Source organism: Streptococcus phocae (assembly GCF_001302265.1).
In the GTDB taxonomy this organism is placed as follows: Bacteria; Bacillota; Bacilli; order Lactobacillales; family Streptococcaceae; genus Streptococcus; species Streptococcus phocae.
This window is the reverse complement of record NZ_LHQM01000010.1, coordinates 67,068-85,586: the sequence shown is the minus strand read 5'-3', so window position 1 is coordinate 85,586 and position 18,519 is coordinate 67,068. Positions and strand designations below refer to the sequence as shown.

The window sequence follows — 18,519 nt, the reverse complement described above, 5'->3', positions numbered from 1 at the left end:
AAAAAAATGCCAGGTCAATTCCCGGCATTTTGTGTTAATCATCGCCTTGAGGCTAGCCTCGTAGCTTATCATGCTAAGGATTGAGAGATTTGTTCTGCAAAGGCTTCTAAATTATCAATGTCTTCATCTTCTGCAGCTAAATCAACTTTTACAGAGTCTGCTCCTTTGCTTGCACCTGTTAGGGCAAACTGGTCTTCAAAATCATCAACTGATTTGCAGAAATGGTCATAAAAAGTATCACCCGATCCGACAACGCCATAGACCTTGCCAGACAAATCTAAATCTTGTAAATCTTCGTAAAAATCAACAATCTCATCTGGCAAATCCCCATCACCATATGTATAAGTTGCCACTATTGCTATGTCAGCATCCTCAAATTCTGAAGCATCAACTGTGGTGCATTCGTCAATTTCAACGCCATGACCTAATTCTTGCAATTTTTTGGCAACAATATCAGCGATTTCCTCAGTATTTCCTGTCATGCTGGCATAGACGATTTTTGCTAATGCCATAATGTCCTCCCAAAATAACTAAACTCTTTTCATTTTATCACACTTTATTCAGAAAAGCACTACTTGCTTACATAAGCGGCGTAAGATTTTTCAAGACGGTCTAATAAGGTAGCTTTTTCAGTTGCTGTCGCAAAAGAACCTCTGATGGCATCTTGGTTATGCGCTAAAAAATCAGCAATACTGGTATTGAAATACTGTGCAAATAAGGTGTATTCTTTGGTCAGTGTTGTGTCTGAAACGGTACGGTTATCCGTATTAATTGATAACCTGGCTCCTGCTTCTTTGAGTTGCAAATAAGGAAAATCTGCTATCGTTTTTGCTGCCTTTGTTTGGAGATTGCTTGTTAGGCACAATTCAGCTGTTATCTGCTGAGAGATTATTTCTTTTAGCAACTCAGGTTGATTGGTAATAGCCGTCATGTGCCCTAGGCGCTTCGCACCCAGATTCATGGCATCTGAAATGTTTTGGGGGCAACCACATTCACCTGCATGTAGGGTAAAAGGAAGTCCGTATGCTGTCGTCGTTGTCACAACTTCTTCTAAAATAGCTGGCGGGAAGTCTTTTTCATTTCCTGCAAAGTCAAAGCCAACCAAACCTTTAGGAATAAAGTCCAATACATTGGTAAAAATGTCTTGGCTTACCGCCAAAGGCGATTGGCGCAAACCACAGACAATAGCTTTTGCCACAATATCAAAGTCTTCTTGAGCTCTAGCCATACCATCTAGTACGGCTTCGACGACTTGCCCAGCAGATAAGCCTTTGTCCATCGATAACTCAGGAGCAAAGCGTATTTCAATGTAAATCACATTTTCCAAGGCAGCTTGTCTAACCACGTCATAAGCTGCTAGCCTCAAAGCCTCTGAGGTTTGTAGCAAGGGTCTAATAAAGTCAAACGTCTTTAGGTAGTCTATCAAAGACTCACAGCTTGCTGGTGCTGTGACCAAAGGTTTTAAGTCGCTATCATCTTGTGGGACATTAATATGAGCCAGTTTAGCTAACTGACGGATTGTCTCCAAAGATAAAGAGCCATCCAGATGGCAATGCAGCTCTGCCTTGGGAATTTCTTTGAGTTGTCGTGTTTCCAAGCTTATTCTCCTTGTAAATATATTTTTAATATGATACCAAAAAACGATTAAAAAGCAAGCCATTTGAAACGCCTAGTTGATAAATCTTTGTGCAACTCGTTTTCCAAACCTTAATACAAGCCATCACTTGTTGTGCTAACTTCCTAAAAGAGCAGAGTCAATCCACTAAACAAATGCCTTTTTGTGCTATAATGAAGAAAAACCACTGACAGCTATCTGTCGTCAAATAACTACACGAAACCAGATAACTGGAGGCATTGTTACTTTTGCAAAGGAGCACCATGACAACTTTTACAGACATTTTAAACAAAATAGTAGCTTATGACACCATCATCATTCACAGGCATCAAAATCCCGATCCAGATGCTCTGGGGAGCCAAGGCGGGCTAAAGGAGATTATTCGCCATAATTTCCCTCAAAAAAAGGTTCTGATTACTGGCTTTGATGAGCCTAGCCTTTCGTGGCTGGGAACTATGGACAGCGTCTCAGACGAGGATTACAAACATGCGCTCGTGATTATCACCGATACTGCCAATCGTCCGAGAATTGACGATGAGCGTTATCTGCAAGGAGATTTCCTCATTAAAATAGACCACCATCCAAATGAGGATGTCTATGGTGGCCTTTATTACGTAGACACTACTGCTTCTAGCGCTAGTGAAATCATTGCTGATTTTGCCTTTAGCCAAAAACTAACCATTACGGACCAAGCTGCCAGCTTGTTATACGCTGGTATTGTCGGTGACACGGGTCGCTTTCTTTACCCCTCTACGACCAGTAAAACACTTGCTATCGCAAGTCAGTTGAGGTCTTACCAATTTGATTTTGCTGCTATTTCTAGGCAGATGGACTCATTCCCATTCAAAATCGCTAAATTACAAGGCTATGTGCTGGAACACTTGGAAGTTGATGATAATGGTGCGGCTCGTATCGTTTTAAGTCAGGAAGTTCTCAAGTCATTTGACGTTACTCTGGCTGAAAGTTCGGCTATTGTTTCTACACCTGGTAAAATTGATAGCGTTGAAACGTGGGTTATTTTTATTGAGCAAACTGATGGCACTTTCCGTGTGCGTATGCGAAGCAAGGAAAAAATTGTCAATGGCATCGCAAAAGCCCACGGCGGCGGCGGTCACCCCTTAGCGAGTGGTGCAAACTCTGCTAGCTCAGAAGAAAATGACCAAATCTACCAAGAAATCCAAGCCCTATTTACTAAGGTACCTTCAGACAAATAACCTGCGCCTGGTGGAGCCCTAATCTTTGATTTTGCTTTGACCTGCTTTGTCTGTTAATTTATTCTGAATTATCGTAAAAAAAGCTTGTCAAGTCTGATAAGTTTTGTTAAACTAGAGTGGTTAATAACTATGATGCGGACAGTATCATGGCAGAAAGGAAATTTTTTAAGATGAGAAAAGACATCCATCCAGATTATCGCCCAGTTGTTTTCCTTGATACAACTACAGGTTACCAATTCATTAGTGGTTCAACAAAAACCTCTAAAGAAACTGTTGAGTTTGAAGGTCAAACATACCCACTTATTCGTGTAGAAATTTCATCAGATTCTCACCCATTCTATACAGGACGTCAAAAGTTCACTCAAGCAGATGGACGTGTGGACCGTTTCAACAAAAAATATGGTCTCAAAGACGAAAACGCTGCAAAATAAGCAATCGTCTCATAAAAAAACCTTCTTGGATTATCAAGAAGGTTTTTTTATGTCTTTTTTTAACTCAATCTTACATTAATCACTGAGACTAAAACGATTTGTCATCAAATTACTAGCATCGTGTAGAATTTTATTTAATAATTGTTGTGTCTCTAGCTGAATATAGTCACTCATCTGCTGATTTTCAACTGCCAAATCGACAGCCTTGCCCATAGCATATTCTTTTGCTACCCTATGGAGCATCTGATGCCCTTTAGCCATTGTATTTTCCATGTAAGTTTCTAAATCAGTTGCATGGTGCTGATAATGAGGATCTGCTAATGCTGCGATTAAGCGATTGACCCAGTAAAAATTAGCTGTAGAAACGTCTTCTGCTGTGTTTGCAAAATAATCAGGAATTTGGGTGACTTGAATAAATAAGGGAACCATCGTATTAAAAGGCATTGCCCCGTATGCCATCCATTGAATGGCTGCGATTTCTTTTGGCTGATTTGGGCGAATATGCAAGATAGCTGTTTGACTGGTTCGATTAATACCGATAGGGCGAAAAGCCTTTTGACTAACGTTGTCCCCTAAAGGCCCATAAGGATCATAAATCGTGTTTTGATAGTGACTACTCAATACGTATTTGATATCCTCAATGCTAATTTTTCGATATGGTTTTTGGCACCAAGGAATGTCAAAACTCTGTGGATCTTGGTTAATTTCAGGGTTAAAAAAGCGCTGCATAACCCAGGCACGGGGCGTGTTGTAATGGCGGTCTTTATCGCGCTGGCTACCAAAAGCATAACGTGGGTTAAAATGCTCGTAACTATAAGTCAAATCCAGATGGTGTTGGTTAATAAATTCTCTCAGATCAGCAGAGCACAGGTAGTCTTCTGGGTTATTGAACTCAAAATGATCAATCCCCAGTTGATTAGGATTGGTTACATAAGCATCATCTGGAACCCGTCTAGCAATCCAGTGGTGTCCACCAACGGTTTCTAGCCACCAAATCTCATTTTCATCCGAAAATGCTACGCCATTAGACTCATAAGTACCGTACTTTTCTAAAATTTCTCCTAAACGAAGAACCCCTTCTCTAGCCGAATGAATATAGGGAAGGACCAAGGTCAGCATGTCTTCTTCTCCAATGCCAGAAGGTACCAAAGGATCTGCTCCTAGCACGCGAGAATTGGTGGTGATAGTTTCAGTAGCCGACATAGCGACGTTTTCTTCATTGACACCTGCCTCTGCCCAAATCCCATCTTTGCCAAGAGCATCTGGAACTGAGCTGTAGGTCATCGGATGGTCTGGCAAGTCCATTTCAAAACGAGATAGGACAGATTGATAATGCCTAGGTTGCTTGTCTGGTGTGACAATGACCATTTTTTAGGGGTAAAGTCCCCATTTTGAGAATCTTCGGTTCGTGCAATCATGATTGAACCGTCATAAGACACTTTTTTTCCAACAAGAATGGTTGTACATGACATGGTGTTACTGCTCCTTTGTATTATTGATTACTATCATATCACAGAACAAAAAAGCATTCAAAAGGCAAGGTGACTATCGCTTGGCAAAATAAGCCCTGCCTGATATCAGTAAACACGACGTCATATGTGTAGCCATAAGCGTCATGACAAACAAGAAACTGCCTCTAATATGATTTGAAAAGCCGTAAGGACTTAAGATTAAGAGAAACAATTCGATAAATATGGGGTGAATCACATAATAATACAAACTGAGTTCTTTTAGCTTGGATAAATCATAGCCTTTCAGCCATCTTGTCCTGAGGCTATACTTAACAAGTAAAACCGTAAAGGGAACAGAGGCAAGGAAAAAATTCTTATCATGACCTTGATTGAAAAAAATAAGACTGTTTTCAAGCACTAAGCATCCAAGGGCTACCAGAAGATAGGTTTGCCCTTTTTCAGCCAATCGTTTCGAGGAAAAATGCTCGTACAAAAGCATGCCTATGTAAATATAAGCTGGGGTATAAAAAAGACCATGACGCGTCGTTTGAAAAATAGAAAGGTAAGCAGAAAAGTAATCTGATAGCAGACTGTGTTCAATAAAGGCTGAGTAGGTCTCAAACGCACCTAAACCATACAAAACCATCACAATAACAAGAGTCCACCACTTGCCACACCGCTTTTTTAACCAACTCACTAGCAACCAACCTGTAATCATGGCAGGAACATACCACAAATGGTAGCACATGCCTGTGTAAAAAAAGCCAATCAAAAGAGCTGGTAATAGGTACCACTGCGATAATTTAAGCTGCAAAAAGTACCAATAGGCATAAGGAAGGTAGAGAAGACTCCAAAAAACATAGCGCTTCATTAACCGCTTGGTGTAACGACGAAGTCTAATAATATCCTTGCCATAGGCACTAATAAAAAAGCTACTAGAAACTAAAAAATAAGGCACTGCCATTCGGCCTAAACCACTCTTTAACACAAAGTGAGCGATCTCATTTTCAACTAAGCGCCCACTATGGATAACAATGACAAAAATAGAAAAAAGAAATTGCAATAAACTGACCACTTGGTAATTAAGCGGGCACTCTACAGCTTTAGAGGTCTCAGTCATAAAAAGCTAATCCTACTCCTTTCAATCACAACGCTAAACATCAGAGTTAGCACTCTCTGCGAAAACCTAATCTATTGACTCTTTAAACTCAAGTCAGCATCATAAATCATCAGCGATTTTATTGATTCGTCTGAGGCGATGGTTCACCCCACTCTTGGTTAGCGGAGTCTCTAAACTATCTGCAATTTGCTGGATAGAATAGTCTGGGTGTGCCACACGTACCTGAGCGACTTGTCGTAAATCAGCGGGTAAAGCATCAAACCCAATCAAGTCCATGATTTTGATGATGTTGTTTATGGTTTTCATGCTGGCTGTGATGGTTTTTGCAATATTAGCTGTCTCGGCATTGTTGGCTCGGTTGATATCATTTCTGGCCTCACGAAGGACCTTGATGGACTCAAACGACTCCTTACAGGACATGGCTCCGACCACAATTAAAAAATCCATAATGTCTTCGGCTTTTTGGAGGTAAGTCACTGCACCATGTTTGCGCTCAATTGTTTTGGCATCTAACATAAACTTTTGCATGAGCTTTGCCAGGTCTTGAGCATGGTCTAAATAGACCGAATAAATTTCAAGCTGGTACTTGCCCGATTCTGGGTCTCGGAGGGTTCCTGTCGCCAAAAAAGCTCCTTTGAGATAGGAACGCCCTGCATTGTCTTCTAAGAAAATCTGCTCTTCGATACCTGTTTCGATGCCAAAAAAAGAATCTGCTAACTTTAAGTCAGTCAGGAGTTTGTCAACACCCTTATCGAGGTAAACCGTATAGACCCGGTTTTTTCTAAGGTTGGTTTTTTGATAATACCTAATCTCTGGCACCATCTGATAGCAATTTTCAATTAAAGCGTAAATATAGCGGGCGACTTTGGCATTTTCAGTGGTAATTGACAGGGTCAGCCCTTGACTTGTTAGGCCTAGACTGCCTGATAATTTAATGATGGCAGACAACTCGTGTTTGTCGCTTAGAGATAAATGAATTAGCTCTTCTTTGACTTTTGTCGTAAAACTCATCGTCTCGCCATCCTCACCAGATTCATCAATTCTTCAACCACCAAATCACCGTCATGAAAAGCACCTCCATGCTCCAGACGCAAGAAATTAGAAGAAATCACTCTCCGAGCTTCTCGACAAAGCCCTGGAAAATCATGCTCTACCTGAACCAAGTACTCATCAAACTGATTGGAGTTCATATAGGCTTGTGGGACTTTTTCGACATTTACCAATACGGTATCAATGACGTGCTGACCTAAATGATTGTTTAAGATAGTGACATGATCAGCATCTGTGAATTGTTCCGTTTCCCCATATTGTGTCATGATGTTGCAGATATAAACAATTTCTGCCTTGGTGGTTCGTAGGGCTTCTTTGATTTCGGGAATGACTAAATTAGGCAAAATAGAGGTAAATAGAGAGCCTGGTCCTAAGACAATCATATCGCTATCAAGAATCGTCTCCACTACTTTTCGGCTAGCCTGAGGCTCTTCATCGTTATAAGTGTTGGTCACATAGACATGGTCAATCATGCCTTTATACTTGGCAATCGAACTCTCACCCACAACCTCGTGACCATCCTTAAAGACCGCATGTAAGGTCAAGGCCTGTTCGCTTGATGGGTAAATTTTTCCAGTAATATGGAAAAATTTTGTCAAAATCTGGATAGCACTATAGGTAGAGCCCTGCATTTCAGAAATGCCAGCTATGATGAGGTTGCCAAGCGGGTGACCTGCTAGAGCACCATCAGTCGCGTTAAAGCGATACTGAAAAACACGCTCATAAAACTTTGGCATGTCACTCATGGCTAGTAAGACATTGCGCAGATCACCTGGTGGGGTCAGCTGCATGGCGCTACGCAATTCTCCTGACGAACCGCCATCATCAGCTACAGTGACCACAGCAGTAATATCAACAGCTTCTTTTCGAAGGCTTTTTAAAATAACGGGAATGCCCGTTCCACCACCAATAACGGTTATTTTAGGATTTTTCATGAGCGATTTACAGTTTCCTTACGGCGATTTTTATCTCGGTGACTTTCGTTAACCGGCCAGTCTGCCTTTAGGGCGTCTGCCAACCGATGCGCAAAAGCCACACTACGGTGTTGACCACCTGTACACCCAATGGCAATGGTCAAAACAGATTTTCCTTCTTTTTGATAAGCAGGCAAAATAGGCAGCATCAGTGCTAGTAAGTTTTGATAGAAGTCTTCTGAGGCTTTATGTGCCATCACATAGTCAAAAACGTCTTGATCCAAGCCTGTTTTTTCACGCAATTCAACCAAATAGTAGGGATTGGGTAAAAACCTAACGTCAAAGACCAAATCAGCATCTAATGGCAACCCGTACTTAAAGCCAAAACTCATAACCTCTATGCGAAAGGACACTTGATCCGTGTCACTAGAAAAGTGTTCTGAAATCACTTGGCGGAGCTGTCTTGGTGTTAATTCTGTCGTATCAACCACATTTTGACTCATGCTCTTTAGAGGAGATAAAAGCTCCCGCTCTAATACAATACCATCAAGAACGCGTCCATCTGCAGCTAAGGGGTGGCTTCGTCTGGTTTCCTTGTAACGTGAAACCAATTCGCCATCCGTTGCGTCTAAAAATAAGATGCGAAAATCCAGTTTGGTATTTGTCTCAATGTCATCTAAAATAGAAGTGATTTCCTTAAAAAAGAGTCGACTGCGCATATCAACCACCAATGCTACCTTTTGGGTTTCGTTGGTTTTTTCAATCAATTCTAAGAATTTAGGCACTAAGGTTGGTGGCATGTTGTCAATGGTGAAATAGCCCAAATCTTCAAATGACTGGATAGCAACTGTCTTACCAGCACCACTCATTCCGGTAACAATCACCAAATTGATTCTTGTTTCTGACATTTTGTCTCCTCTCTGGTACTTTTACCCTTTATTATAGCATATAAAGCCTTGTCGTCGATAGTTCTTCTTGACCGAGCAAGGCTAAGCTCACGGGTATATCCGCAAACTAAGCAAAAAGTGCCCCTTAGGGCACTCTAGTAGCGATGTGATTATGGTTTTAAACGGTGCAGCATACGTGGAAACGGCATTGCTTCACGGATATGTTTTGTCCCTGCGACAAAGGTTACCATGCGCTCCAAACCTAGACCAAATCCAGCATGCGGGACAGATCCATATTTACGAAGGTCAAGATAAAACTCGTAATCTGCTGGGTTAAGCCCTTCATCAATGATTTTAGCCAAAAGCTTCTCATAATCATCTTCACGAACAGAGCCTCCAATGATTTCACCGTAACCTTCTGGTGCCAATAAGTCTGCACACAACACACGCGCTTCATTACCAGGAACTGGTTTCATGTAGAAGGCTTTGAAACTAGCTGGGTAATTCACGACAAAGGTTGGTACGCCAAAATAGTTCGAAATCCATGTTTCGTGTGGTGACCCAAAGTCATCACCGTGTTGAATCGGCTCGTAGTCAGCACCCTCATCAGAAGCATGCTCTTGAAGAAGGCTAATGGCATCGTCATAAGACACGCGCTTAAATGGCTCTGCAATATAGCTTTTCAAAAGTTCTGTATCACGCTCTAGAGTCTCCAATGCTTGTGGAGCACGGTCAAGAACGCCTTGAATCAAAGCCTTGACATAGGCTTCTTGCAAGTCTAATGACTCATCATGTGATAAGAAAGGATACTCAGCATCCATCATCCAAAACTCTGTCAAATGACGACGTGTTTTAGATTTTTCGGCACGGAAAACCGGACCAAAGTCAAAGACACGACCAAGCGCCATCATCCCAGCTTCAAGGTAGAGCTGACCACTTTGGCTAAGAAAGGCTGGAGTGCCAAAATAATCTATTTCAAATAGTTCTGTAGTGTTTTCAGCCGCATTGCCTGACAAAATAGGGCTATCAAATTTAATAAAGCCATTTTGATCAAAAAACTCATATGATGCGTAAATAATGGCATTACGAATTTGCATAATAGCCGCTTGACGACGAGAACGCAACCAGAGATGACGGTTGTCCATCAAGAAATCTGTCCCATGCTCTTTTGGCGTGATTGGGTATTCTTTTGACTCTCCAATAACCTCAAGGTCAATAACATCAAGTTCATAACCAAATTTTGAGCGAGTGTCTTCTTTAACAATCCCTTTAACAAGAACAGACGTCTCTTGGCTAAGGCGTTTGATGGTGTCAAATTTGGCTGTTCCTTCTTCTTCACCGAAACGTTCGATGAAATTTGGTTTAAAAGCAACTGCTTGGAAAAAGGCAGAGCCGTCACGTAGTTGAAGAAAGGCAATTTTTCCTTTTCCTGATTTATTGGCAACCCAAGCCCCAACAGTCACTTCTTGGTCAACATGGTTTTTTACATCAATAATGGAAACGTACTTTTTAGTCATAATATCTCTTTTCTATAAATTTACTTCATTGTTTAGCAATCGCTGGTCATAAACGCGTGGAGACGTCTAACAGCCTCTTTTAGGGTTTGCAGATCAGTAGCATAGCTCAATCGAATGTTTTTGGAAGCACCAAATCCTGCACCGCTCACAACAGCCACTCCTGCTTCTTCTAGGATGGCATCCGCAAAAGCTGTGACGTCGGTATAACCTTTCATCTCCATGGCTTTTGCCACATTTGGGAAAAAGTAAAATGCCCCTTGTGGTTTAAAAACGTCAAATCCAGGAACTTGTTTCAGCAAAGGATAAATCGTATTGAGTCGCTCTTCAAAGGCTAACCTCATCGTTTCAACAGATGATTGATCCCCACCGAAAGCTTCAATAGCGGCATACTGAGCAACGGTGGTCAAATTGGACGTGGTTTGTCCGATAATTTTACCCATAGCAGCAATGATCTCAGGATTTCCTACTGCAAATCCGACACGCCAACCTGTCATGGCATAGCTTTTTGCAACACCATTAACGGTTATGGTCTGCTGGCGAATGGCTTCTGAGAGAGTGGATATCGGAGTTGACTGATGACCATTGTAGACCAGTGACCCGTAGATGTCATCTGCTAAGATTAGGATGTCGTGCGCCACTGCCCACTCACCGATAGCAAGTAACTCGTCTTTGCTGTAAATCATGCCTGTCGGATTAGACGGCGAATTGATGAGAAGCACTTTTGTTTTAGCTGTCCTAGCAGCTTCTAGCTGCTCTACTGTAACCTTAAACTGATGTGTTTCTAGCCCCTCAACAAAGACCGGTTCTCCTTGAGCCATTTTTATTTGATCCGCGTAAGACACCCAGTAAGGTGTCGGTATCAGCACCTGATCTCCAGGATTTAAAACGGCCATAAAAAAGGCATACAAGACATATTTAGCACCTGTCCCAGCTACAATGTGTTGTGGAGCAACCTCGTAACCATAGTGCTCTGCCATATAAGCCACAATAGCTGCTTTTAATTCTGGCAAGCCAGAAGAAGCCGTGTAAAAACTCGCCTTGCCATTAGTGATTGCTTCGATAGCTTTTTCTTGGATATTTTGAGGTGTGACAAAATCTGGCTCACCTAGTGTTAAATTTAAAATATCCCTCCCTTGTGCTTTCAAGGCTTTTGCCCTGGCACCAGCAGCTAGAGTAACACTTTCTTCCATTTCCAAAACACGTTTCGATAATTTTGTCATAGACACTCCTTTCTTAGCAGTTTTCCTGTTTTAAAGTCAATCATGTAGTTCCCCTGTTGAGAGCATACCTCCCAAACCTTGTTGCGACGGTCGATGCCAAAGACGACCTTTTGAATGTCTTTAGCACCGTTTTTACGGGCAACAGCACGAGCAGCGTCTTTGCTGATGCCTTCTTTGGGGTCACTAAGGATTACGTGCTGAGTTCCTTCCTCAATGCTCACAATAAGGTCATGACCTGAGCTATCTTTACCAAAGACACTCGCATAGGCCTTTTGGCCATCGTAAAACTCAATGTGAGAAACTTTTTTTAGGGGCGTCTGTGCTTGAGCTAGCAAAACTAGGTCTGATTTTTCTTGAATTCGCTCGTAAATAGGGACATAAAAAAGAAACAACACCCCTATGCAAATCAGATTAATCAGGCCAGCACAGACATACAAGATACTCTTGAATCTTTCACGCTTGTTCAATGGTTTCCCCTTTGACATGTAATCTCATCTATTATATCAGAAAATGGTTTATGTTGGAATAGTAACATGTGAAAACGTTGCCTCGACAAGCCCTCTACTTCTGGACTCCGGCACTTTTTCCTTGTCAACAATTAGTCACTAAATTCGTCTAAAGTGTCAGTGATTTTGACCATTTTGTTGAATGAAACACCTTGATTCTAAGATACTCACTAAATAGTAAAGGTAGCTAAATCATTGTTACTATCTATTCATTTTTTATCAATTAAAATCAAAACACAAATGCCTATAAATAAGCATTTGCGAAACAAATATATTAAATTAACTAAATAAAAATCACCATTTTTTATTATGTCAAAAAATCATTTATTTTTTCTAGGCTATCCTCAAAATTTTGCTGATAGACTGTGAAATCGTTGGTTAGACTGTCTAAAATCACTTGCCCATAAGATTTTGTAATGACCCGTCTATCCAAAAGTATAATAGCTGACTTCTGATTATCACGGCGCATGGTTCGTCCGATGGCTTGTTTGAGTTTTAAAATCGCCATGGGTAAAAAATAATCGTTAAAAGGGTTCTTGCCTTGTGAGAGGAGATGGCTACTTAGTTTTTTAACAAATACATCCTCTGGGTTATCAAATGGTAGTCTTGTAATCACTGCAATCATACGATCAGCATGGACAAAGTCCACTCCTTCCCAAAAAGCGCCTAACCCCAACAACATCGACTGCTCCCCGCGATCAAAGCGTTTTTTGATGCTGTAAGGCGTGCCATTTTTTTCTTGGGTTAAATGACTAACCTGCCAACTATCAAGTTGATCAGACACCATCAGCATCTGCTTTTTGGAGGTAAAGAGAACTAAAACAGGGGCTGGCTGCTTACTCAATCGCAACAGTCGCTCTGCAATTTCCTGAGCATAGGCTTGGTCTGTTGAGTCACTTACTAGAGGCATTTCCTTGTCGATAAACAACAACTGATTAGGATGGCTTTGCTTGTCAATCTCACTGTAAGCAAAACGATCAAATCCAAGCAAATCGGCTAAGCTAACTTGAGGGCTAATGTGAAGCGTCGCAGATACAAAATATAATTTCAAAGTCTCTGGCAAAAAGGTTTTTAAATTAGTGACGCTTTTTCGAGACACATTGAGATAAGTCACGCGCTTTTCGTCTTGCTGCTCACTGCTAATCCAGTAATCGTCATCTTGGTGTTGAAAGAGTCGTTTTAACTCTGTAAAATCGCCATCTGGCAATTCCTTGACGTGTTCTTTTAGCCTTGTCCAAGACCCTTCATTTGGTCGGATACCTTTTTGATAGTAATCACTCGCTAGCTGGCTGAGTTCAAATACAATGCCTTCTAATAGTCGTTTTTCTAACAAGGATTGTGGTTTATTGATGCTTTGTTGCAAATCCCGAAGCAAAGCCATAAGGTCAATGTGCTGGCGCGATAATTGCTCTAATTGTAAGACTAGCTTTTGAGCCTCGTCAAAAACCAGTACCTTATTTTTGGCAAAGGCCTTATCATCCTGTACTCGGTGTAGAAAATAAGCGTGATTCGTGATTAATAACCGACACGTCTTTGCCTTTTCATAGCTTTTTCTCCAAAAATCATAATCATAAAAAATAGAAGTTGACTCAAGAACCCCGTCATGCTTAATATGGTCAAAATAAGCTGCAAAGCGTTGCTTTTGCTTAATCTCATCCAAATCACCCGTCGATGTTTCAAAAAGCCAGACCAATAATTGCATTTTGTAGCGATTGATCAAGCGATTATCATCTTTTTGATTGAGACTTTCTTGAAAAAGATCTAATTTAATGTAATTCCCAGGACCTTTAATGCTATGACAGTCCAAGTGAAACTGTTCACTAATAGCTGTGACTTCGTTAGCCACAATTTGATCCTGCAGGATCTTTGTTGGCACGCTAACCACTACTTGCGTTTGTTTGTTATGGGCTAAAAGAGGCAACAAATAGCCATAAGTTTTTCCGATACCTGCCTGTGCCTGAATAAAACTAGGCTCTGACTGATCAAGCCCTTCTTCGACGAATTGCACAAATGCTTTTTGGCTAGCCCGCTCATCTAAGGATAACAAGGCTGTGTTAATGGCAAAATCCGTTGACATTTGGCGTGGTTTCAAAGCAGGTTTTTCTTTTTTTAGCAAAATCCCATTGAGGTTGATGTGTTTTTGAGGATTATATGGTTTACTTTTTGATAAGGCCTCTCGGATAATCATCTCTGTCTCGAATAAGAGACTTCCTGAGTAGCACAAAACAGCCTCTAAAGTCTCTCGTGGAAGATTTTCTATTTTTTGAAGCAATTTGATAAATAGCTTTGCTGTTGCTTTGGCATCCGCAATAGCAGTATGCGCATCAGACAACTCTAATTGTAGCTGTTCTGACAAATGCCCCAAACTATACTTTTCTAAGCTTGGGTAAAACACCTGTGCCAACTCAACAGTATCAACTCTGGGCGTTAACAATTCGTATCCTTCGAAAAATAAACTCTCTGCTAACAAATTCGCATCAAACTTGACATTGTGCGCCACAAAAACACAGTCTTCAATTAGCTCATAGATGGTTTTGGCGACCTGAGAAAAATCTGGTGCCTGAGATAATTGATGATCTGTTATGCCTGTTAGTTTTTTGATATGGTCTGACAAAGGTTCGTGAGGATTAATATCGGTTTGATAAGAATCGACGATTTCTTGATCTTTGATAATGACGATACCTACTTGAATAATAGAGGCCAATGCCCCTGAGCCAGTTGCCTCTAAGTCGATGACAGCGTATTTTCGTGAAAAATCATTGGTCATAGTACCCCTATTATATCATTTTTTAGCCTATTATATTTGATAATTCTCGCTTTATTACAACGAGTACACCATAAAATTTCCTGGTAAAATAGCAAACAGGGTTGGTAATTGGGGCAATTTTTGATAAACTAAAGGTATGGAACTTTTAACATTGACAAACCCTGTCGCTGGGGAAAACACCTATTTACTGACGAACGACAAAGCTACACTAGTCGTAGATCCAGGCAGCAACGGCCCTGCCATTATCGCTAAATTGCGCTCACTTGATAAGCCTGTGGCAGCGATTTTGCTAACTCATACCCATTACGACCATATTATGAGTTTGGAATTGGTCAGAGAAGCTTTTCAAAACCCACCCGTTTACGTCGCTAAAGAAGAGGCTGAATGGTTATACCTGCCCGAATATAACTTGTCTGGCTTGATGCGCCACGCTGACCTACCAGATATCATCTGCCAACCAGCTGAAGAAACCTTTGATTACCAAGTGCCTTATCATATTGCAGGTTTTGATTTTTCAGTATTAGCAACGCCTGGGCATTCTGCAGGTGGGGTCTCTTTTGTCTTTCCAGATGAAGAGTTAGTCCTGACAGGAGACACTCTATTTCGAGGGAGTATCGGCCGTACGGACTTGCCTACTGGTAACTACGAACAACTGATTCGCTCTATTAAAGAACAGTTGCTAGTTCTACCAAACCACTACCGCCTCTACCCTGGACACGGCCCGTCAACAACGATTAGTCACGAGAAAAATACCAATCCTTTTTTGAGATAACAAAAGCCTTCTGATCAAACGTCAGAAGGCTTTTCGTTAAAATTTTAGATAGCGTCTCATTGATAAGACAGATCCTAAGGATCCAATAAAAATACCGATAACAAACAAGGCACCAATCAACCAATAAAGGTAAGGGTTGGTTGGATACATCGATAAATTATTCAGCTGCAAATCGTGCATGAAATGCTTATAAGAAAAATCATAAGTGTAATAAATCAAGATGGCTGGCAAAACAGCTCCTAAAAAACCAACCCAGGCCCCTTCGAAAAAGAAAGGTCCTCTAATATAGGAATTTTTAGCTCCTACCAAACGCATGATCTCAATATCTCTCTGACGCGACATGATTGTCATGCGCACCGTATTTGAAATGAGAAAGACTGCGACAAATAAGAAAATAGCCGCTCCGATAAGTCCCCAGGTTTGGATAAAAGATGAAAACCTAAAGAGCTTGTCTGAGTTGATGCCACCATAGTCAGCATCCTCTACACCAGCAATTTTTTTGATTTTTTTGGTGATGGGTTTTACCTGTTTGGATGTTTTGGTTTCAATCATGTAGATGTCTTGGAGTGGGTTGGAATCTTGGTCATACATGCTCCAAACCTCACCCAGAGTCTCTTGGAGCTTTTGCAATTGCTCGTCCTTGCTCGAAAAGACAATTTTATCCACGCCTTTAATCGCTGCAATTTGCTTGTAAATCTTATGGTAATTCTCATTATCAACAATTTCACCGTTGATGTTTTGCACCTTTTTTAGCGAGTCCGTTGAATCCACTTGCAAATAAGCATTGATGCGAATGTTATTTTCCACACCTAATGCGACACGTTGGATATTGAGTAGGGTCGCTGCAAAAATACCAAGTAGAGCCAAGGTCACAGCAACCATGCTGATAGAAGCTAGACTCATCCAAATGTTACGTTTGAGATTTTTAATCGACTCCCAAATATGTCGGAAAAAATGTCTAATCATCGTATCCGTACTCTCCTTGTTCTTCATCTCGAATAATGCGACCATTTTCAATGGCCAAAACGCGGTGGCGAAGAGTGTTCACAATATGACTGTTATGGGTCGCCATTAAAATAGTGGTCCCTTGGAGGTTAATCCGCTCTAGCAAATGCATGATTTCCCAAGAATTATCAGGGTCTAAGTTCCCTGTCGGCTCATCTGCGATGAGGAGTTTTGGATTGTTAACAATCGCGCGTGCAATCGCAACACGCTGTTGCTCACCACCTGATAATTGGTCTGGAAAAGAGCGCATTTTGTGTTTAAGCCCTACCAAATCAAGCACCTCAGGCACACGCTTTTTGATGTCACGACGCTTTTCACCAATAACTTCCATTGCGTAAGACACGTTTTCAAACACCGTCTTTTTAGGAAGTAGTTTGTAATCTTGAAAGACTACTCCAATGTGACGCCTCAAAATAGGCACTTCTTTGGGTTTTAATTTGTTTAAATCAAATTCACCAACTGTCAGTAAGCCTGATGACACTTTTTCTTCACCGTAGAGGAGTTTTATAAAGGTCGATTTCCCTGCTCCAGATGGGCCAACCAAGTAGACAAATTCACCTTGGTTCACAGAGAAATTGATCTCTCGCAGGGCAGTTGTTGAGCGACGGTATTTCTTGGAAACACCTTTCATTTCAATTAATGCCATGTTTTTCTTCTTTCTTTTACATTATCTCTCGTTGGGGTTGCAAGGCTTAGTCATCAGACATGCGCCTTTTGAGGTATGCATCGATAAAACCTTCGATATCACCATCCATGACCTTGTCAACTTGAGCCACTTCAAAATTGGTACGATGATCCTTGACCATGGTGTAGGGGGTAAAGACATACGACCTGATTTGACTGCCCCAAGTGATTTCTTTTTTGTCCCCTTTTAGGGCATTGACTTCTTCTGCTTTTTTTTCTTGCTCTAACTGATACAGCTTGGCTTGGAGCATTTTCATTGCCCGGTCTCGGTTTCCGTACTGCGTACGGTCAACTGTCGAAGCCACTACAATGCCTGTAGGAATATGGGTCAAACGAACCCCTGTTGATACCTTGTTGACATTTTGCCCGCCGGCACCACCTGATCGGAAAGTATCCATCTTAATATCGTCATCGCGAATATCAACCTCGATGGTATCATCAAGCTCAGGCATGACCTCAACAGATACAAAAGAAGTGTGACGACGTTTTGCGGAATCAAACGGTGAGATCCGTACCAAACGGTGTACTCCCATTTCGGATTTTAAAAAGCCATAGGCATTAGGCCCTTCAAACGAAAGGGTCACAGATTTGATACCCGCCTCGTCACCAGACTGATAGTCTAAGGTTTCAACTTTGAAACCTTTAGCGTTTCCAAATCGGGTGTACATTCTAAAGAGCATGTCAGCCCAGTCTTGCGCTTCAGTGCCTCCTGATCCAGGATGTATTTCCAAGATAGCATTGTTCTGGTCATAAGGATCTGACAAGAGCAAGGTCATTTCATAGCTAGCTAAAATGCCCTCTAGTTTGACAAGGTTGTCTTCTAACTCTTCTTGGATGCTGTCATCTTCGTCTAGCATCTCTAGATACAACTCTGTCTCATCAGATAGTTCTTGCATCTGGTGAAAAGTCTCAAAAGTTGCTTTTAAATGATTAAGGTGCTGAGATGTTTTTTGGGCTGCGATATTGTCATTCCAAAAATCAGGCTCTGTCATCTGATGCTCTAAGAGGGCGATTTCTTCTTCTAGGTGATCTAAGTCAAAGAGACCTCCTGAAGCTAGTCAACTTCTCTTTGTTTTCTACTATTTTTTGGCGAATTTCTGCCACTTCCATGTTGGTACCTCTTTTATATTTTTTCTTTCTTATTTTATCACAAAGCCTTTACAATTGCTATTGCCACCGGCTCACTTCCCTTTTAAACAACTTCTTTAGCAAGAAAATCAACTCAGTTAAGCATTGATTATATAATAAAATTCCTATCCTAAAGATGCTATTTTCAAGTCAAACAGATGACAAGTATTAATAATTAATGACAATGCGTCTCATAACCAAAAAAGCAGGGCAATCAGCCCTGCTTTTTTGTTATTTT

Annotated in this window: 16 protein-coding genes and 1 pseudogene; 3 read left to right on the top strand and 14 right to left on the bottom strand. The window is 41.1% G+C overall.

What is annotated here, in order from left to right:
- Window positions 1-68: 68 nt before the first annotated feature.
- Together AKK44_RS03115 and add are read right to left on the bottom strand one after the other, a co-directional pair.
- A complete protein-coding gene (locus AKK44_RS03115; protein ID WP_054278476.1) occupies window positions 69-512 on the bottom strand; it encodes a flavodoxin in 444 nt (147 codons plus the stop codon).
- A 59-nt stretch (window positions 513-571) separates the two neighbouring features.
- The gene (add, locus tag AKK44_RS03110) at window positions 572-1,597 is read right to left on the bottom strand and encodes an adenosine deaminase (RefSeq protein ID WP_054278475.1); all 1,026 of its coding nucleotides are present in this window, start codon (window positions 1,595-1,597) and stop codon (window positions 572-574) included.
- 281 nt (window positions 1,598-1,878) lie between these two features.
- Between add and AKK44_RS03105 the strand changes: the two genes are divergently transcribed.
- The gene (locus AKK44_RS03105) at window positions 1,879-2,829 is read left to right on the top strand and encodes a DHH family phosphoesterase (RefSeq protein WP_054278474.1); all 951 of its coding nucleotides are present in this window, start codon (window positions 1,879-1,881) and stop codon (window positions 2,827-2,829) included.
- A gap of 170 nt (window positions 2,830-2,999) precedes the next feature.
- Window positions 3,000-3,260: a type B 50S ribosomal protein L31 gene (locus tag AKK44_RS03100; protein WP_054278473.1), complete on the top strand. Its 261-nt coding sequence runs from the start codon at window positions 3,000-3,002 to the stop codon at window positions 3,258-3,260.
- Window positions 3,261-3,335: 75 nt separating this feature from the next.
- Here the strand turns inward: AKK44_RS03100 and AKK44_RS03095 are convergent.
- From AKK44_RS03095 to AKK44_RS03055, 9 genes and pseudogenes are all read right to left on the bottom strand, one after another.
- Window positions 3,336-4,732 (bottom strand): annotated as a pseudogene (locus tag AKK44_RS03095) (C69 family dipeptidase).
- A 73-nt stretch (window positions 4,733-4,805) separates the two neighbouring features.
- Window positions 4,806-5,831: an acyltransferase family protein gene (locus AKK44_RS03090; RefSeq protein ID WP_054278472.1), complete on the bottom strand. Its 1,026-nt coding sequence runs from the start codon at window positions 5,829-5,831 to the stop codon at window positions 4,806-4,808.
- 99 nt (window positions 5,832-5,930) lie between these two features.
- Window positions 5,931-6,842, bottom strand: a complete 912-nt coding sequence (gene whiA, locus AKK44_RS03085) for a DNA-binding protein WhiA (protein WP_054278471.1) — start codon at window positions 6,840-6,842, stop codon at window positions 5,931-5,933.
- Window positions 6,839-7,816 (bottom strand): YvcK family protein, encoded by a 978-nt coding sequence (locus AKK44_RS03080; RefSeq protein WP_037595114.1) that lies wholly within the window; start codon window positions 7,814-7,816, stop codon window positions 6,839-6,841. Before AKK44_RS03080 ends, whiA begins: the two co-directional genes overlap by 4 nt.
- Entirely contained in the window at window positions 7,813-8,703 is an 891-nt protein-coding gene (gene rapZ, locus AKK44_RS03075; RefSeq protein WP_037595116.1) for an RNase adapter RapZ, read from the bottom strand. The genes AKK44_RS03080 and rapZ overlap by 4 nt, the downstream gene beginning before the upstream one ends.
- Before the next feature lie 149 nt (window positions 8,704-8,852).
- A complete protein-coding gene (gene asnS, locus AKK44_RS03070) occupies window positions 8,853-10,199 on the bottom strand; it encodes an asparagine--tRNA ligase (protein WP_054278470.1) in 1,347 nt (448 codons plus the stop codon).
- A gap of 32 nt (window positions 10,200-10,231) precedes the next feature.
- Window positions 10,232-11,419, bottom strand: a complete 1,188-nt coding sequence (locus AKK44_RS03065) for a pyridoxal phosphate-dependent aminotransferase (RefSeq protein WP_054278469.1) — start codon at window positions 11,417-11,419, stop codon at window positions 10,232-10,234.
- On the bottom strand, window positions 11,416-11,904 hold the full coding sequence (locus tag AKK44_RS03060; protein WP_054278468.1) for a cell wall elongation regulator TseB-like domain-containing protein: 489 nt from the start codon (window positions 11,902-11,904) through the stop codon (window positions 11,416-11,418). The genes AKK44_RS03065 and AKK44_RS03060 overlap by 4 nt, the downstream gene beginning before the upstream one ends.
- Before the next feature lie 328 nt (window positions 11,905-12,232).
- Window positions 12,233-14,692, bottom strand: a complete 2,460-nt coding sequence (locus tag AKK44_RS03055) for a bifunctional DnaQ family exonuclease/ATP-dependent helicase (protein ID WP_054278467.1) — start codon at window positions 14,690-14,692, stop codon at window positions 12,233-12,235.
- A 136-nt stretch (window positions 14,693-14,828) separates the two neighbouring features.
- On the opposite strand from AKK44_RS03055, the gene AKK44_RS03050 reads away from it, so the two are divergent.
- A complete protein-coding gene (locus AKK44_RS03050; protein ID WP_054278466.1) occupies window positions 14,829-15,464 on the top strand; it encodes an MBL fold metallo-hydrolase in 636 nt (211 codons plus the stop codon).
- 36 nt (window positions 15,465-15,500) lie between these two features.
- Here the strand turns inward: AKK44_RS03050 and ftsX are convergent, their stop codons facing one another.
- The 3 genes from ftsX to prfB form a co-directional block, all read right to left on the bottom strand.
- The gene (gene ftsX / locus AKK44_RS03045) at window positions 15,501-16,430 is read right to left on the bottom strand and encodes a permease-like cell division protein FtsX (protein ID WP_054278465.1); all 930 of its coding nucleotides are present in this window, start codon (window positions 16,428-16,430) and stop codon (window positions 15,501-15,503) included.
- A complete protein-coding gene (gene ftsE, locus AKK44_RS03040) occupies window positions 16,423-17,115 on the bottom strand; it encodes a cell division ATP-binding protein FtsE (RefSeq protein ID WP_037595127.1) in 693 nt (230 codons plus the stop codon). Before ftsE ends, ftsX begins: the two co-directional genes overlap by 8 nt.
- A 46-nt stretch (window positions 17,116-17,161) precedes the next feature.
- Window positions 17,162-18,263, bottom strand: a protein-coding gene (gene prfB / locus AKK44_RS03035) for a peptide chain release factor 2 (RefSeq protein ID WP_152911053.1) whose coding sequence is annotated in 2 segments (ribosomal slippage) — window positions 17,162-18,190 and window positions 18,192-18,263 — 1,101 coding nt in all. Because the reading frame shifts where the segments join, the coding sequence is not laid out codon by codon here.
- Between the last annotated feature and the right edge of the window lie 256 nt (window positions 18,264-18,519).

Excerpts from the sequence above, each read along its gene's own strand:
- AKK44_RS03115 (WP_054278476.1), bottom strand. The coding sequence starts at position 512 with ATGGCATTAGCAAAAATCGTCTATGCCAGCATGACAGGAAATACTGAG.
- AKK44_RS03105 (WP_054278474.1), top strand. The coding sequence starts at position 1,879 with ATGACAACTTTTACAGACATTTTAAACAAAATAGTAGCTTATGACACC.
- AKK44_RS03100 (WP_054278473.1), top strand. The coding sequence starts at position 3,000 with ATGAGAAAAGACATCCATCCAGATTATCGCCCAGTTGTTTTCCTTGAT.
- AKK44_RS03090 (WP_054278472.1), bottom strand. The coding sequence starts at position 5,831 with ATGACTGAGACCTCTAAAGCTGTAGAGTGCCCGCTTAATTACCAAGTG.
- whiA (WP_054278471.1), bottom strand. The coding sequence starts at position 6,842 with ATGAGTTTTACGACAAAAGTCAAAGAAGAGCTAATTCATTTATCTCTA.
- AKK44_RS03080 (WP_037595114.1), bottom strand. The coding sequence starts at position 7,816 with ATGAAAAATCCTAAAATAACCGTTATTGGTGGTGGAACGGGCATTCCC.
- rapZ (WP_037595116.1), bottom strand. The coding sequence starts at position 8,703 with ATGTCAGAAACAAGAATCAATTTGGTGATTGTTACCGGAATGAGTGGT.
- asnS (WP_054278470.1), bottom strand. The coding sequence starts at position 10,199 with ATGACTAAAAAGTACGTTTCCATTATTGATGTAAAAAACCATGTTGAC.
- AKK44_RS03065 (WP_054278469.1), bottom strand. The coding sequence starts at position 11,419 with ATGACAAAATTATCGAAACGTGTTTTGGAAATGGAAGAAAGTGTTACT.
- AKK44_RS03060 (WP_054278468.1), bottom strand. The coding sequence starts at position 11,904 with ATGTCAAAGGGGAAACCATTGAACAAGCGTGAAAGATTCAAGAGTATC.
- AKK44_RS03055 (WP_054278467.1), bottom strand. The coding sequence starts at position 14,692 with ATGACCAATGATTTTTCACGAAAATACGCTGTCATCGACTTAGAGGCA.
- AKK44_RS03050 (WP_054278466.1), top strand. The coding sequence starts at position 14,829 with ATGGAACTTTTAACATTGACAAACCCTGTCGCTGGGGAAAACACCTAT.
- ftsX (WP_054278465.1), bottom strand. The coding sequence starts at position 16,430 with ATGATTAGACATTTTTTCCGACATATTTGGGAGTCGATTAAAAATCTC.
- ftsE (WP_037595127.1), bottom strand. The coding sequence starts at position 17,115 with ATGGCATTAATTGAAATGAAAGGTGTTTCCAAGAAATACCGTCGCTCA.